Genomic DNA, 15,720 nt, shown 5'->3' with positions numbered 1-15,720 from the left:
TAAAATCCGGTCATACAAATCGTATGCAGAGAATATTAGGTTTTTTCCTGGTGGTGGGTTTGATTTTGGCGGGGTTTCAGATCTTTTCTCCGGAGACTGTTTCTTCTAACGAACCTGAAAAAGCGGACACTCAAAAAGAAGAAGCAAAATCGGAGACTTCTTTTCAATTCTCTTCTATTGTTTCCGGGATCACCGATTTTATAGACCAGTTAGAAAAAGAATCGGCAAGCCGTAATAACACTCCTGAAGTCCTTTCGGACCAGGAATTGCAGGAACTTTTCCAACAAGGTTTAGATTCTTATAATGCAGCCGAATATGAGAATTCTATTTCCCAATACGATCGTTATATTGCCGTTAACCCTGAAAATACTTCCGCATTCTATAATCGTGGCTTAAGCAAATATTATCTGAATCGGTACGCCGAGTCCGAAACCGATTTCGATTCCGCGTATTCTTTAGACCGCGAGAATCTGGATGCATTATATTACAGAGGATTAAGTCGTTTAAGTTTGGAAAGAAAAGAAGAAGGTTTGGAAGATATGAACCTCGCCATAGATTCCGGTCTAAATAAGTCTTATGCTTTTGCAGAAAGAGCGATCCAGTTGAGTATATTAGGAAAAACGAAAGAAGGTTTGGCGGATGCTAAAAAATCCGTACAATTATCACCTAAATACACGAGAGCCGTTTTTGCTTTAGGTTTTGCGTCTTACGCTTCCGGAAAATACAAGGAGAGTGTTTCTGCTTATTCCAAGGTTCTAGAAGATTTGCCGGACGATTCCATTTCTTACTTTAATCGCGGTTTAGGTTATGCGGCCTTAAAAAGAAAGGTTGAGTCCTGCAAAGATTTTAAAAAATCCTGGGACCTGGGATATGTCGATGCAGAAAAACAATATAAGGAATCTTGTGAGTGAACGACACTCTTCTAAATTCTGAACCCCGAGAAAATGAGACCGGAAAAATCCCGGTCAAGGGCCAAACTTTAGACGAGCTCACCCGGATCATCTCGGATTTGGGGGAAAAACCTTTTAGAGCGAAACAAATCTATAACGGATTGTACGCCAATCGTTACGAATCTTGGGATGAATTTTCCACAATAGGAAAGGAACTTAAGAAAAAATTAAAAGAGAAGTTTAGCTTCTCCTCCATCAGCGTTGCGAAACATTTAAAATCGGTGGACGGGACCCAAAAGTTTACGTTCGAATCCATTCCCGGCAGCGGAAAAGAATTCGAATCCGTTTGGATCCCTTCCGGAGACGGCGGAAGAAAAACGATCTGTATTTCTTCCCAAGTAGGTTGCACTCTAAATTGTAAATTCTGTGCCACTGCCAAATTGCCTTACCAAGGAAATCTAAAAGCGGGTGAGATCATCGACCAGATCCTCCAGGTGGAAAAGATTGTTGGTGATCGTGCCACAAACATAGTGTTCATGGGAATGGGTGAACCGATGCATAATTACTTTAATGTAATGCGTGCAGCGGAACTTCTTCATGATCAAGAAGCTTTGGGAATGGGTGCAAAAAGAATTACGATCTCCACTTCTGGAGTCGTAAACGGCATTCGTAGATTTATAGAAAATAAAGAGCCTTATAATCTTGCGATATCGCTCAATCATCCCGATCCGAACGGAAGAAAAGAGATCATGGATATAGAGGAGAAGTTTGCACTTCCGGAACTTTTAGACGCCGCCTTAGAATATACCAAAGTCCTAAAGCGTAGGATCACATTCGAATACGTGATGATCCCTGGCGTGAATATGAGCGCGGAAGACGCTAAAAAATTAGTGAAGATCGCAAGAAGATTGGATTGTAAAATAAACGTGATCCCTCTGAACACGGAGTTCTTCGGTTGGAGAAGACCCACCGACCAGGAAATAGACGAGTTTTTGCGGCATCTGGAACCTGCTGGAGTTCCTATTTTGAACAGAAGATCCCCGGGAAAAGACATCAACGGGGCCTGTGGAATGCTCGCCGCAAAAAGTTGACCTTAGATCCATATCCAATAACCTAGCTGGAATGAGGCTGTCTCTTTTTTCGACCTTATTCTTATCTTCTTTTATTCTGATCGGCATCACTGATTGTAAGGATCCTTACCAGCAAAAATGCCAAGAGATCTGCGGGTTTTTCACCTCTTGTGTGGAGAAACAATTCGGATCCAAAGGGCCCATGGATGCCTCCCAAAAAAGTTTCATGCAGATCGAATGTGAATCCGGATGTTTGAGAGAACAAGGATACGCGATGCCTTGTTACGAGTCCGAAAAAACATGTACCGGATTTACCCGTTGCCTCATGGAATCCGGGCTCATGGATTGATGGTATCGTTTTTCTATTAAGTTTGGAGTATTATAAAAATATGAATTTCGTTCAGGATGGGAAAAACGTTCCGCTTGTGAAATATTCTGTTTGGTTTCTTTTGGCAGTGGCTGTTCTGCCCTTATTTTTGACATTTCCTTTGGATGTGATTGATATCGATTCCTCCCAATATGCGGAGATCGCTAGGGAAATGACAGATAGCGGAAATTGGTTTTTTATCCGCGACAATGGTAGAAGGTATTTGGATAAGCCGATCCTGACTTTCTGGAAGATCAGCGCTTCTTTCACTCTTTTCGGTCAGAATAATTACGCTTTTCGTTTGCCTGCAATCCTTATGACCCTAATCTCCCTTTGGGGAGTTTTTACGATCACCAAACTATATTCAGGAAATATAAAACGTGCCTGGATCTCCGTATTTTTATACGCATTGTCTCCGGGATTGTATGCAATGGTGGTGGATCCTAAGATAGACGTGTATGTGACCCCTTATATCATCTTAGTATTCGCATTTTATTATTTAGGAACGAAAAAGAATCCGGCTTACTATTATGCAATGTATCTCGCTATGGGACTCGGCTTTATCACAAAGGGGCCGATCGCAGTCGTGATCCCAGGGATCGGGATCGGCGGGGATATCCTTTTTAGAAGAGACTGGAAAAGACTTCTCGGAATGAAAATTTTCCCGGGAGGGTTTTTGGCCTTACTTCCCCCGTTCCTATGGTCGATTCCTTTATATTTGGAATTTAATACCTACGGACCGTATTTCTTTCTTTGGGTGCAATCATTCGGTCGTTTTTATGTGAAGATGTACGATCAAAAATTCAATCCTCTATTCTTCTATTCCAATTTCTCTTGGGCGTTCGGAATATTCATATTGCCGTTTATAGCTTGGATCGGTTCGAATTTGGTCGGATTCATCAAGGAGAATGGCAAGGGCCTATTTTCGAATATTCGAAAAAATGAATGGAAGGAAAATGATTTTGTTCCCGCCTTCTGGCTCTTCCTATTTTTATTTTTGATCAGTTTTTCCAAATACCAACTCCCTCAATATATTTATTGGTGTCTTCCTGCGGGAGCGGTTGTAGGTTCCGGATTTTTACTTAAGCTGATCGAAAGCCCGGAAGGATCTCTTTCCCTTGTAGGGAAAATTTTAGTGTATCTGACTAGTTTAGGATTCGTATTTGCCGGTGTTTTATTTCCGATCTTGGTTTTAGATGTTCCGATCTCCTATTATGTTTGGGTGGCTGTTTATCTGGGAATTGCGGCGATCGTTCTGCTGTATTTTAAAACGGAAACGGCGCTCGGGACTTTGGTGGTATCCGTCTCCTTCTTCTTTACTTTGGTAAGTTTGTATGCGTATCCTTTGCTTGTTTCTTACCAACCTTCCAAAGAAGTGGGAGAGATTATCCAAGAGGCGGAGCCTGGAAAAGAAAAGTTTTTGATGTTCGGCGTTCCCGCCTCCAAGAGATCTTATGCATTCTATGCAAAACGTCTGACCAGGACCTTATTCGATCCGGAAGTTCTTTTCGAAGCTCTGCAAAAGGACGGGGAAAGAATGATACTCATCTCCGAAAAGTATCTACCTCATTTTGACGAATTCACTTCGAACAGAGTGGATTTGGATATTTTTGCGGAATATGAGAGTTATAAAGTGGCCACTCCAGAGTTCGGTTTTTTCTTAAAATCGAAACGAGATTCTCTGACTACCAAGGTATACTTAGGAAAGGTCCGATTTAAGTCCGGAAAAGAGACCCCGACTACGAATTCGAAATAATTCTTTTTTTCTAATTTTTGGAAAAAAGTATAAGGGAAATTTTACGAACTCACCGAATTCTTAAGTAGGCTTTGTTATGAGCCTGGTTTGGTTTTGGTCCCAGGGTCCTCCTGGGGCTACTTTTCCCCCATAAGTAATTCTCGACTTTTGATCATTCTTCTTTTAGAAATGATAAATGGATTTTTCCCGTTCCTTGTTCCTCTGCGCGTTCTTCCTTCTATTTCAATGTGTAACTTCTCCCATTAAAAACACTCCCCTTAAGGAAGAAAATCATATCCTGTCCTGGGATAAGAGAGAAGCAGAAGCTGTTAAGATCTTGACCGACCTGATCCGGATCAAATCGGTTCGAGGGAACGAAAAACAAGTTGCAGAATATATAAGATCCATTTTCGAAAAAGAAGGCATCAAGACCAAGTTTATCTCCGAGCCTGGATTTCCGGATAGAGTGAATCTGATCGCTGAGCTAGAACCAAACATTCCCAGTTCCGAAAAAGGTTTAATTTTAGGAAATCATTTGGATGTGGTAGAAGCGGATCCGAAAGAATGGACAGAAGATCCTTTTGCAGGCGCAATCAAAGAAGGTCGGATCCATGGACGAGGGGCCTTAGATTGTAAGGGTCTCATCGCAATGCAGATCGTTTCCTTTTTGGAACTCAAAAGATCCGCTGTTCCACTTAAAAGAAAAATAATGTTCTTAAGTATGGCGGACGAAGAATCCGGAAGCGAAAGAGGTGCCAGATTTTTATTAAAATCTCATCCTGAATTATTCAAAGATTACGGATATATGTTGAACGAAGGAAGTTTCGGCACCAAGGATGTGGCTATCCCCGGAAGTACTATCTTCAATATCCAATATGCGGAAAAAGGAAATCTTTGGTTGAACGTTAGAGCAAAAGGGGAGCAAGGACATGGTAGCACTCCCAGCCAAAATTATTCTAATCTAAGGCTTCTGAAATTTTTAACGGAAGTTTTGGAATATGATACGGAGATCCGTATCTCTAAGGAAACCCAAGGATTTTTTTATCAACTAGGAACGATCAGCTCTTTTCCTAAATCGTTTATCTTAAAAAATTCAAATATTCCAGTCTTGAGAGGATTATTATACGGACCGATCCGTGCAAGTAAACAACTGAGTGCGATCACTCGAAATACTAAAGCTGTTTCCGGTCTAAGGACGGAAGAAGGTAAAGGCCATAATGTTCTTTCTTCCTTGGCGGAAGCGAAATTAGATGTGAGACTTCTTCCCGGATTTGATCCTTTGGAATATTTGAAAGAGATCCGAAAGATAGCTGCAAAATACGAAGTGGAAGTGGAGCCTGCAGCCACTGTATCTTCTGATATATCCACACTAGATTCGATCTTATTCCAGAGACTTGCTTCCGTTGCGACTCGTAAAATTCCGGGAAGTGTGGCGACTCCGTTTATTTCTCCAGGTAAAACGGACAATGCGTACTTTCGCCAGATAGGTATGGAATGTTATGGATTGATCCCGGTCCTTCTAAACGAAAAGGAACTCAGTATGCTTCATGGTAAGAATGAAAGTATCAGTTTGGAAAATCTGAAATTGGGAACACAGATCCTCTTCGAGATATTGTATCAAATGAACTAAAACGATTTTTCTCTGCGCTCTCAGAGCCTCTGCGTGACCAAAGTGCTTGTCAAAGAAGCTGGACCAAATCCTTATGTTCGAAAAGCGAGAATTGGATCTACTTTGGTTCGTTATATTATTCCCTATATCTTTTTATATTTATTTTACCTGCCGTTCAGAATTCTACCTTATAGAACCTGCTTACTTTACGGAAGATTTTTGGTATGTCTACTTTATCCCCTCGCTAAAAAACATCGTAAGATCGCTTACGAAAATATTTCGTATGCTTTCCCGGAATATTCGGAAGAAAAGAAGAAGGAATTGGTATGGAAAAGTTTTCTTCATATCGGGGACCTTCTTGCCGGTACTTTATTCGCTCCTCGTTTAAACCGCAAATGGATGGATAAGTATCTTGTTTATGACGAAGAATCTTTGGTTATAGAGCAGAAAACGATCCAAGAAGGAGTGGGAGTCGTTCTGATCTCAGGACATTTCGGGACCTGGGAAATCCTTGTGCAGTTCATGGGGATCCGAATGAAAGGAGGCGGGATCTATAAAAAAGTCCGTAACCCTTATGTGGATCGACTCATTCATAAATTAAGAACTAAGAATGGGATCAAATTAGTTTCCACGGAAGAATCCAGCCAAGTAACTAAAATGTTAAAACAAGGTTACTGGGTGGGATTCGGTTCCGACCAGAACGCAGGTAAGGTCGGGATCTTTGTGGACTTCTTCAATCGTAAAGCATCCACGTATCAAGGTCCGGCTTTGATGGCTTATTTGACCGGCGCAAAAATGTTACTCTATTCGGTTTTATGCGGAGAAAAAGGAAAAGTGATGGTGCGAGTGAAAGATCTTGGCTTTGTAGATAAGTCCGCATTCTCCGATCGAGAAGCAGCGATCCGTCATTACACCGAAGTTTGGACAAAAGCATTGGAGGAAGAAGTGAAGCTGTATCCTGAACAATATTTTTGGGTACACAGAAGATGGAGAACGAAACCGGGAGATTTTCCGGGTCAAACGTAAGTATGGTCCCTGCGATACCGATCATTTCCTTTACGATCTGCGTTTTTTCCGCATTTCTGATCTTTACCAAACGCCCAAGGTATCCTTTCGATTCAATTTATTCCGTATTTACGATCTTCTTAGCGGCCCCTCATTTAGGACATTTGTTTGTACATCGATTCGAATGGGGGCCTGAGTTTTTAGATTTTGCGATCTTATTTCCTTATACTTATGGTCCATTATTATTGCTTTATATACGAAATCTAACGACGGAAAATGAAAATTTTAAAAGTACGGACCTTCTTCATTTTGTTCCTTTTGTGATTTTACAAAGTGTACTTTTGGTAAGATTGTTTTTCTTTCAACCTCCGGAAGAAGGATTTTATCCTCATGAATGGCACAGACCGAGCAAGGGATTTCATCCGAGCGGAGGATTATTGGTCACTTCTATGCTGGTATATTCGGTCTGGACATTCCTACTTTTGAACAGACATAGGAAAAATATAGTAAATCATTTTTCCAATATAGATAGTATTAAGGATTTACGATGGATGTATTGGAGTCTGGTTCTATTCGTAATATCGGCTAGCGTTCATATTTTATTAGAAGGATTATTGTTCACGGATCTTCCTCCTGAAAACTACGAACCTAGGTTGATCCGAGGAGTGGCCGTTTTGGCGTTTTCCGTATTTTTTTGTTGGTTCGGGGTTCGACAAACTGTGGTTTATACTCATAGGGAGTTGCACACGTTTCGGGAAAAAATTTCAAAGGAAGAAGAGGTTGTAAGCGTAGAGGAAGAGCGCAAAAAATACGAAAAATCGGGCTTAAGAGAAGATAAGATCCCGGAGTATCTTTCTAGGATCCGTAATTATATGGAGTCCGAAAAGCCGTACAAAGATTCGGAATTTTCCATAGATCTACTATCCGAAAACGCAGAAGTTCCCAGATTTTATATCACTCAGATCTTAAACGAAAGATTGGAAACAAATTTCTACAATTTTGTTAATGAATATAGGATCAAAGATATCATCTCTGCTTTGGAAAATATTTCAGAAGAACGTCCTAATTTTTTGAGATTAGCCCTTGAGTATGGATTCAATTCCAAGTCCACGTTTAATACCTCCTTTAAAAAGGTCACTGGAAAGACCCCAACCCAGTATCTGGAAGAAATTTCCAAAGCAGCCCACGCCTAAATCCTAAAAATATGGTTCGAGCCGATTGGCACGGTCGAATTCCTCCGAAAGATTTCGTAGATTATACCTAACTAATTAGTTTGGAGTAGTTATGCTTCGTTTACGATCTATTCTATTGATTGCTGTTGCGGTCTTTATGTGGAATTGCGATAGCTCTGGGGGAAGCGACCTTTCTTCCGCTGCGGTTTTATTGGCCGCTTCTCAATGTACACCTACAACCACCACTACAATGCCTACAACTTTGACGGACAATTCTTCCTGTCCAGCGGCAGTGAACAATGCAACGGATGATCTAGGTTTCGGGGGGCCTACCTGTGTGACTAGTATCGCTGCAGAGGCTCCTTGTTGGATGAAAACCAATTTTCATTGTGTGACTGTGACGGTAGAAGGTTCCAACTATGTGATCACTACTACTGATAGGCCTCCTCACAAAAGCGCATATTATAGTGTTGCTTCGGGTTATAATGAGTCTATGGATTCCGGATTCACTACTAATCCGAATACTATTCTCACCCAGAACATTACTATGACGATTCCGACAACTCCTACAGTAACCGATTGTTCTCAGTCAAATGCCGGATCGGATTCGGTCGGAATTTCAACATTGGGAATCGTGATCTTTAATAATCAAGCGGCACCCGGAGATTCTTTTGCCACGGAATATTACACGATGGACCAGTCTCAAGGACATCCTCAGAATACCGGGAAATACCATTATCATACGGAACCGTATAAGATTACGACTGATGATGATAATATGGTAGGGCTTATGTTGGACGGATTTCCGATCTATGGAAAGAGGAACCAGTCGGGAACTTATCCAACATTGGATTCAACAACTCATACAACTTCCTGCACACCTACGGAATTTCCGGACGGGACTTACTGCTACCATGTAGAGAACCAAACAGGTTATAACGGATATATTATAGGAAGTTACTTCAAGGGAACTCCGGGCTCCGTAGACTAAGTTGAGGTCAGATTGAATTTCTATATATTTGCGATCTGTTTTCTTCTAGTTGCTTGCGATCCGGTCCGGGTTGCAAGCACGGATCCTTCTATCACTCGAAATGGAAGATATGTTTCCTTTAGGGGTGATAAATTCACCGGACTCTTAGAATCCAAATTGGATGAACTGGAAGTTGTCCGTGTAACCTCTTACAAAAACGGTTTGCCTGACGGGAACGAAAAGGATGTACACTTCAACGGTCAAATTTTGGCGGAAAGAGAGTTTTCCGAAGGAAAGAAGGTAGGAACTCATCTAGGTTGGTTTCCCGACGGTAAAAAACGTTTTCAGAATGAATACCTAGAAGGGCAGTTCCACGGTTCCCAATGGGAATGGAGAAACTCAGGATCGTTGTATTCTTATGCAAAATTCGATCATGGAAAGGTGATCGGGAAGAAGATGTGGAGAGAGAACGGACAGATCTATATGAATTTTGTGATCTACCAAGGACGTGCGTATGGAATGACGGGCGGAAAATTATGCAGCCAGATCCGAGGAGATGAAGATGGGAATACGATCCTATTCTAAAATTTTATTCTGCAGTTTGGTTTTGTTCTCTCTTTTTGCAGGTTGTGCAAAAGATCCGAAAGAAGAATATTCCGAAGAGATCACTGACTTCTCTTTACCACAAAAGGACAAACTTCCTTTGTATTATGGAAAGGATTTGCAGCCTGTTTGGGAAAACAAAGGTACCAATAAGCCTAGAGAAATTTCCAAATTTATAATGAAAGACCAGGAGAATCAAAATGTATCAGAAGGCTCCTGTAAGGGAAAAATTACCGTTGTCTCCTTCTTTTTTACGAAATGTGCAGGGATCTGTCCAACGATCACAAACAATTTGAGTTTGGTGCAGAAGGAATTCGAAACAGATCCTAATATCCAAATATTGTCCTTCTCCGCTACTCCTGCTTTGGATTCTCCTCAGGTTTTAAAAGAATACGGATCCAAACGAAAGATCCGATATGAAAAATGGAAACTCCTGACAGGGAACCAAAAGGAAATTTATGCATTAGCGAGAGATTCCTTCAATGCGGATACAGCGATCCCAAAAGAGGACGCTAAAAAGAAACTCACGGAAAGGGATTTTCTACACTCGGACCATGTATATCTTTTAGATACTCAGCTTAGATTACGCGGGATCTATAATGGTAAAATGAGATCTTCTATCCAGGAGTTGAATTCGGACATAGAAGTTTTGAAACGAGAACTTTGATCCCGCTTTAAACATAAGATATTCTCCTGAGTTCATGTTAGCTCCCAAAATTGGAAGTAACATGAACTTGGAACCAATATTCCGCGAGATTGGGATTGGATTGGGACAAACTGGTTGACGCATTAAAAAAATGTAAACATCCTTGGGTCATGAAAAAGACAGCAACAGGACACAAATATCGATTCCCATTAGTAGGATTAGAACAAGAAGAACCTACTGTTAAAAGCCGAATTCCGGCTAACAAAGTCGGAGAACCTAAAAAAAGAATACTCGGGATCTTAAAAGGAAAAGCCTCCTTTAAGATCTCCGATGATTTCAAAATGACAGAGGAGGAATTTCTGAATCTGTGAACTATCTATTAGATACGCATGCGATCTTATGGGTTTTGTTTCAGCCGGAGAATCTATCCTATAAAGTAGAATCGGAAATTCTAAACCAAAGAAATCGGATCTTCATTAGTAGTATTTCTTTGTGGGAAATTTCTCTGAAATTTTCTCTGAAAAAGTTAGAGTTGCAGGGAATAACTCCTGAGCAATTGCCTAAAAAGATTCGAGAAGTTGGATTTGAGTTTATAGGAGATTCTCCGGAGATATTTGCGAATTATTTTAAATTGCCGACTGGGAAACATACGGATCCATTCGATCGTTTTCTAATCTGGCAGGCAGTAAGTTTTGATTTTGTGTTCATTACGAAAGATAGGTATTTAAAGGAATATAACCCTCTGGGTCTAAGATTGTTTTGGTAAAAGTAAAGGTGACGTCATACGCAACTCCGATCTGACATCCTGTATTTCTCTTTAGTATAGGATGTTGGATATCTTTTTAATTTCCGGCCGCACTGTTTGTTAGTCTAACTCATCTCTCCAGCAACAGATCCGCACTTACCGGACAATGATCCGAAAGGCCTTTTTCTGCGCTTGGATTTCCGTCAAAATTTCCATCGTCGGATTCAAACTTTGTTTGAACAAAACTTCCTGGCTGCCAATCCATATTCGTGATCAGGTAATCGATAAAGCCGTCTTGATGTTGCCAACAATCCGATTTTTGTTTATAGTTCGCGGATTTTATTTTCAGGTTTCCTCGTAGAATTTTCCAAAGATCCGCTTTTTTTTCCAGAACCTCATTAAAATCCCCTAATAGAACGAATTTGCCGAGAGACGGAAGGATTTCCTTTAGTGCAAGTATCTGTTCCTTTCTTTCCTTTTTATCTTTGGCAGAACGACCTGCTTTTAAATGGACCACCAAGAAAAAAACCTTTTTGCCATCGATATTAAACTCCGCAAGAAGTCCCTTTCTGAGTCCCGGGCGAAAAGAAAGTTGTTCCAATTCTTTAATGACCGGTTTGCCTAATTCCTTCTTCCAACAAAGTCCCAACTCTTGGGAATAACCAGGGGTCACCGTGGCCCTGCATTCATATTCATTTATTATAATATGATGAAGCGCTGTTTCGTTTTCTATTTCTTGGAATCCGATTATATCCGGACGGTTTGAAAGTAATATCTTTTTGATCTTAGCAAAATCCTCTTCCGTTCTATGTTTTCTATCTTTTGGGAATTGATGAGAATCTCCTACCTCATCATATAAAAAGTACGAATTAAAGGTTGTTACTTTGAGTTTTTTTATGGGACCTTTCGCGATAATGGAAATTGTTATTAGGAAAGCGAAGGGAATTCCCAGAAATCGTATCAGTGGGCAGTGCATCATACTTTCCAAATTTGATTTTTGAATTCGTATTTTAGCGAAGTATAAAAGGTAAATCCAGGAATTTTCGGAATACAAAGAACGATCGTTCTGATCATATCTATCATAAACTTAGGTTTTGTATCCGAGATCTTTTAACTTCTAAAAAAAGACCATATTAAGTACAAATTGTATCCATTTAATTGATACTAAGTCTCAAAGAAAAATGCAAGAAATCGCCAAACCAATCGTGTTTTTAGGCGTTTACTTGCAATTTTAACCGAAGCCAAAATCCTTGTTCCCAAACCTTATTTTGGAACCCACGGGACTTCTCACGAATGAATAAGAAAGCTTTGAAACTTTCGGTTCCGCTTATTGCTATTGCAGCAGTGGCTTACCTGATTTTTTCTCCCTCCAAATATGTAGGCTACTCTCCGGATCAGCCTATACCTTTTAACCACAAGATTCACGCAGGTGATAATAAGATAGACTGTCGTTATTGTCACACTGGTGTAGAAACAAGCGCTCACGCAACGGTTCCGAATACTTCAACTTGTATGAACTGTCACTCGCTTGTTGCAAAGAACAGCCCAGATATTAAATTTTTGAGCGAAAGTTACTCGAACAAGAAACCGATCGAGTGGGTGAAAATCCATGACCTTCCGGATCATGTTCAGTTCAATCACTCTCGCCATATCTCAAGAGGCGTGGATTGTTCTCAATGCCACGGCAATGTAGCTGAAATGGTCAAGGTCAAGCAGGTAGCATCCCTGAATATGGGATACTGTATCAACTGCCACCGGGAGAACAACGCTCCCACCGACTGTTCCACCTGTCACAGATAATCAGGAGATAGCATAACAGATGGATAAAAAGAATTTCCAGAAAGAAAAGAAAGCTCACTGGCTCTCCCTCGAACTGAAAGATAACGAAAAAGAAACGAAGGACCTAGCGCGCTCTGAATTTTTCACTTCTCCGGATCCAGTCATCGCAAGGATTAAATCCGGGGAGTTCGATCGTAAGACCTTCCTCAAATTGATGGGTGCGGGAGTCGCAATGACTTCCTTAAATTGTGTACGCAAGCCTGTTGAAAAAATCGTTCCTTATGTGGATCTGAAAACCGACGAAGGTACTTTCGATTTCGTAAAACACGGACAAGCGTATTACTACGCTACCGTATTCAACGGAACCGGTTACCTAGTAAGATCTAAAGACGGACGTCCTCTAAAATTAGAAGGGAACGAAGATCACCCTGTTTCTCAAGGTGCTCTTGGCGCTTCCGGCCAAGCTGCTATCTTCGATCTTTATGATCCGGATAGAGCGCAAGGTCCTGCGGCAATTTCCGGCGGAAAAGTGGAGAATATCCAATGGAGCTCTTTGGATTCCAAAGTCCAGGAAGCTCTTTCTAAGAATAAAGGGAATACCGTAATCGTAACCAGACCTCTTGATTCTCCTTCTACCAAAGCTATCATCGCCGACTTCTTAAAAGCGGTAGGCGGAGGACAACATTTAGAGATCTCTATCACTTCTCCAGAAGATGCAATCTCCAAAGCGCAAGCGGCTTCCTATGGAAAAGCTCTTGTTCCTAACTATAACTTCGAATTGGCAAACACGATCCTGTCCATCGATTGCGATTTTATGGGTGGATGGTTGTCTCCGGAAGAACACCAAAAAGATTTTGCAAAACGCAGAAACTTAAGAGATGGAGCCAAAGACGTTAACTACTTCATCGCTGCCGAATCGATTCCTACGATGTCCGGATCCAACGCGGATCTAAGACTTCCAATCCGCCCCGGTGACCAGACGAAACTGGCTCTTGCCATCGCTGCCGGGCTCGGAGAATTAGGAGCAAACACTAAGGATGTTACCGGAACTTCTACTGTAGAAAGTCTCGCAGGAGAACTCGGAGTTACTACAGAGGGAATACGTAAAACAGCAAAAGCTCTTTGGTCGAATAAAGGCAAATCTCTCGTGGTTGCGGGTGGTCTTTCTGCTTCTACCAAAGAAGCTGTGGATCTTCAGGTCCTTGTGAACTTCTTAAACTCTACTTTAGACAACGACGGTAAGACTGTTGATTACGCTTCTCCTAAAAAAGAAGGTTTGGCGGATTATTCCGGTAACCTAAACAAACTTACGGAAGCATTAAAACAAACAAAAGTAGGAGTTTTATTCCTCTACGATACCAACTTGGTTTACCAAGCGGGAGATTCTTGGAAGGACCTTCTTCATAGAGCGGCTCTGACCGTAAGTCTTGCCGACAGAGCGGATGAGACAGCACTTGCCTCCAACTATCTGGCTTCTACGACTCATTTCTTAGAGTCTTGGGGAGATTCGGAAGGAACTAAGGGAATTTTCTCCATCCAACAACCTGCGATCCGTCCTTTATTCAACACTCGTTCTTTCGAGGACAGTTTGATCGCTTTCGCAGGCGGATCTCTCGGTGGAGAAAAATCATTTTACGAATACGTAAAGAACTCTTGGACTAAAAAACTCGGCTCCAAACTAAAATGGGAAGATCTACTTAGAGTTGGAACTACAGTAAGAGCTAAGGACCGCAGAAAAACAGCAAGTGCTACTCGTGGCTTCAATAAAGGCGCCCTGAAAAAGCCTGCTTCTTATCCTGCCGGAATCCGTCTGGCTCTTTACGAGACAAGCTCCATAGGAGACGGTAGAGCGGCTAATAACTCTTTACTACAAGAGCTTCCTGATCCTGTTACTAAGGTTACTTGGGACAACTACGTAGTGATTTCTCCTTCATTGGCGAAAGAGAAAGGGATCCAATCCAACGATGTGATTTCCGTTAAAACTGCGAAGGGTTCTATCGAACTTCCTGCTCAGGTTCAACCTGGAATGCATAAGGACTCGATCGGGATCGCGGTCGGTTACGGTAGGACTGCAGCTGGTAAAGTAGGAAACGAAGTAGGTAAGAACGCATACGTTCTGGCAGAAGACGGAGTGTTCTCCGGAATTTCCGTAACTTCTCTCGAGAAGACTGGCAAAACCTATAAGCTTGCTTGCACCCAACACCACCATGTATTATCTCCAGGTTTCGGATACGAGGATCGTCCTTTGGTCCAATCTACTTCTTTGGAAGAATGGAAGAAAAATCCAGCTTCCGGAGTGAAAGAATCCGAAATTCCTAAAATCAAAAAAGACGGTAAGATGGTCTACGCAACCGGAGCAAACCCGGTTCATGAATACCCTGGTTATAAATGGGGTATGGCAATCGACCTGACTGCTTGCACCGGTTGCGGCTCTTGCGTCATCGCGTGCCAAGTAGAGAACAATATTCCGGTAGTAGGAAGAGACGAAGTTAGAGTGGGTCGCGAGATGCATTGGCTTCGTATCGACCGTTACTATATCGGTGATCCTGAAAAACCGGAAGATCTACAGATTGCTCACCAGCCTATGATGTGCCAACAGTGCGATAACGCTCCTTGTGAGACTGTTTGTCCTGTTGCGGCTACCGTTCATAGTTCGGAAGGGATCAACGATATGGTTTATAACCGTTGCGTTGGAACTCGTTACTGCTCTAACAACTGTCCTTACAAAGTTCGTCGTTATAACTGGGCTCAACACTGGTATAACGAAACCGGAGCCGAAAAAGGATCCAGAACTCCGAGATATCTCGGACTCAATCCTGAAGTTACGGTTCGTGGTAGAGGGGTTATGGAAAAATGTAACTTCTGCGCTCATAAGATCGCAGAGGCGAAAATCCAAGCCAAGAACGAAGGAAGAACTCTTAAAGACGGAGAAGTTCGTTGTGCATGCGAACAAAGCTGTGCGGCAGACGCGATCAGCTTCGGTAATACCAACGATAAAACTTCTAAGGTTTCCAAACTTAGTGCGGATCCTAGATCTTTCCGAGTTCTCGAGTATTTAAATGTCGGTCCCCAGGTCGCTTATCTGACCAGGGTAAGAGCTTAATCCGGAGTAATTAAAGCGCTATGTCT

Annotated in this window: 15 protein-coding genes; 14 read left to right on the top strand and 1 reads right to left on the bottom strand. The window is 41.7% G+C overall.

The window, feature by feature from the left end; genetic code table 11:
• Positions 1-23: 23 nt before the first annotated feature.
• From AB3N61_RS12500 to AB3N61_RS12445, 12 genes are all read left to right on the top strand, one after another.
• Entirely contained in the window at positions 24-911 is an 888-nt protein-coding gene (locus AB3N61_RS12500; protein WP_020768957.1) for a tetratricopeptide repeat protein, read from the top strand.
• Positions 908-1,981 (top strand): 23S rRNA (adenine(2503)-C(2))-methyltransferase RlmN, encoded by a 1,074-nt coding sequence (gene rlmN, locus AB3N61_RS12495; protein ID WP_367897746.1) that lies wholly within the window; start codon positions 908-910, stop codon positions 1,979-1,981. Before AB3N61_RS12500 ends, rlmN begins: the two co-directional genes overlap by 4 nt.
• A gap of 31 nt (positions 1,982-2,012) precedes the next feature.
• Positions 2,013-2,309, top strand: coding sequence for a Cys-rich protein (locus AB3N61_RS12490; RefSeq protein WP_367897745.1), 297 nt, complete (start codon positions 2,013-2,015; stop codon positions 2,307-2,309).
• Between the two features lie 40 nt (positions 2,310-2,349).
• Positions 2,350-4,083 carry an ArnT family glycosyltransferase gene (locus AB3N61_RS12485; RefSeq protein WP_367897744.1) on the top strand — a complete coding sequence of 578 codons (1,734 nt, stop codon included), beginning with the start codon at positions 2,350-2,352 and terminating at the stop codon, positions 4,081-4,083.
• 175 nt (positions 4,084-4,258) lie between these two features.
• Complete coding sequence (locus tag AB3N61_RS12480; protein WP_020768861.1) at positions 4,259-5,692, top strand: M20/M25/M40 family metallo-hydrolase; 1,434 nt, start codon at positions 4,259-4,261, stop codon at positions 5,690-5,692.
• A 102-nt stretch (positions 5,693-5,794) separates the two neighbouring features.
• Positions 5,795-6,697 (top strand): lysophospholipid acyltransferase family protein, encoded by a 903-nt coding sequence (locus tag AB3N61_RS12475; protein WP_036089141.1) that lies wholly within the window; start codon positions 5,795-5,797, stop codon positions 6,695-6,697.
• Complete coding sequence (locus AB3N61_RS12470; RefSeq protein WP_367897743.1) at positions 6,658-7,869, top strand: helix-turn-helix domain-containing protein; 1,212 nt, start codon at positions 6,658-6,660, stop codon at positions 7,867-7,869. Before AB3N61_RS12475 ends, AB3N61_RS12470 begins: the two co-directional genes overlap by 40 nt.
• Before the next feature lie 91 nt (positions 7,870-7,960).
• On the top strand, positions 7,961-8,839 hold the full coding sequence (locus AB3N61_RS12465) for a YHYH protein (protein WP_020768921.1): 879 nt from the start codon (positions 7,961-7,963) through the stop codon (positions 8,837-8,839).
• A gap of 12 nt (positions 8,840-8,851) precedes the next feature.
• Entirely contained in the window at positions 8,852-9,403 is a 552-nt protein-coding gene (locus AB3N61_RS12460) for a toxin-antitoxin system YwqK family antitoxin (protein WP_367897742.1), read from the top strand.
• The gene (locus AB3N61_RS12455; RefSeq protein WP_020768907.1) at positions 9,381-10,088 is read left to right on the top strand and encodes an SCO family protein; all 708 of its coding nucleotides are present in this window, start codon (positions 9,381-9,383) and stop codon (positions 10,086-10,088) included. The genes AB3N61_RS12460 and AB3N61_RS12455 overlap by 23 nt, the downstream gene beginning before the upstream one ends.
• Before the next feature lie 95 nt (positions 10,089-10,183).
• Complete coding sequence (locus AB3N61_RS12450; protein ID WP_367897741.1) at positions 10,184-10,438, top strand: hypothetical protein; 255 nt, start codon at positions 10,184-10,186, stop codon at positions 10,436-10,438.
• The gene (locus AB3N61_RS12445) at positions 10,435-10,833 is read left to right on the top strand and encodes a type II toxin-antitoxin system VapC family toxin (RefSeq protein ID WP_020768849.1); all 399 of its coding nucleotides are present in this window, start codon (positions 10,435-10,437) and stop codon (positions 10,831-10,833) included. Before AB3N61_RS12450 ends, AB3N61_RS12445 begins: the two co-directional genes overlap by 4 nt.
• A 109-nt stretch (positions 10,834-10,942) precedes the next feature.
• Here AB3N61_RS12445 and AB3N61_RS12440 read toward each other — a convergent pair whose 3' ends face one another.
• Entirely contained in the window at positions 10,943-11,791 is an 849-nt protein-coding gene (locus tag AB3N61_RS12440) for an endonuclease/exonuclease/phosphatase family protein (RefSeq protein ID WP_367897740.1), read from the bottom strand.
• Positions 11,792-12,105: 314 nt separating this feature from the next.
• Here AB3N61_RS12440 and AB3N61_RS12435 point away from each other — a divergent pair, with 314 nt between their 5' ends.
• Positions 12,106-12,612 carry a cytochrome c3 family protein gene (locus AB3N61_RS12435; protein WP_008594443.1) on the top strand — a complete coding sequence of 169 codons (507 nt, stop codon included), beginning with the start codon at positions 12,106-12,108 and terminating at the stop codon, positions 12,610-12,612.
• Positions 12,613-12,631: 19 nt separating this feature from the next.
• On the top strand, positions 12,632-15,694 hold the full coding sequence (locus AB3N61_RS12430; protein WP_367897739.1) for a TAT-variant-translocated molybdopterin oxidoreductase: 3,063 nt from the start codon (positions 12,632-12,634) through the stop codon (positions 15,692-15,694).
• Positions 15,695-15,720 lie beyond the last annotated feature (26 nt).

This window comes from Leptospira sp. WS58.C1 (assembly GCF_040833995.1).
Taxonomy (GTDB): domain Bacteria; phylum Spirochaetota; class Leptospiria; order Leptospirales; family Leptospiraceae; genus Leptospira_B; species Leptospira_B cinconiae.
The sequence above is the reverse complement of the archived record's forward strand: the minus strand, read 5'-3'. Positions and strand labels throughout refer to the sequence as shown.

What these genes read in the sequence shown, in the direction of transcription:
- AB3N61_RS12500 (WP_020768957.1), top strand. Translation starts at nt 24, where the DNA reads ATGCAGAGAATATTAGGTTTTTTCCTGGTGGTGGGTTTGATTTTGGCG.
- AB3N61_RS12490 (WP_367897745.1), top strand. Translation starts at nt 2,013, where the DNA reads ATGAGGCTGTCTCTTTTTTCGACCTTATTCTTATCTTCTTTTATTCTG.
- AB3N61_RS12485 (WP_367897744.1), top strand. Translation starts at nt 2,350, where the DNA reads ATGAATTTCGTTCAGGATGGGAAAAACGTTCCGCTTGTGAAATATTCT.
- AB3N61_RS12480 (WP_020768861.1), top strand. Translation starts at nt 4,259, where the DNA reads ATGGATTTTTCCCGTTCCTTGTTCCTCTGCGCGTTCTTCCTTCTATTT.
- AB3N61_RS12470 (WP_367897743.1), top strand. Translation starts at nt 6,658, where the DNA reads ATGGAGAACGAAACCGGGAGATTTTCCGGGTCAAACGTAAGTATGGTC.
- AB3N61_RS12465 (WP_020768921.1), top strand. Translation starts at nt 7,961, where the DNA reads ATGCTTCGTTTACGATCTATTCTATTGATTGCTGTTGCGGTCTTTATG.
- AB3N61_RS12455 (WP_020768907.1), top strand. Translation starts at nt 9,381, where the DNA reads ATGGGAATACGATCCTATTCTAAAATTTTATTCTGCAGTTTGGTTTTG.
- AB3N61_RS12440 (WP_367897740.1), bottom strand. Translation starts at nt 11,791, where the DNA reads ATGATGCACTGCCCACTGATACGATTTCTGGGAATTCCCTTCGCTTTC.
- AB3N61_RS12435 (WP_008594443.1), top strand. Translation starts at nt 12,106, where the DNA reads ATGAATAAGAAAGCTTTGAAACTTTCGGTTCCGCTTATTGCTATTGCA.
- AB3N61_RS12430 (WP_367897739.1), top strand. Translation starts at nt 12,632, where the DNA reads ATGGATAAAAAGAATTTCCAGAAAGAAAAGAAAGCTCACTGGCTCTCC.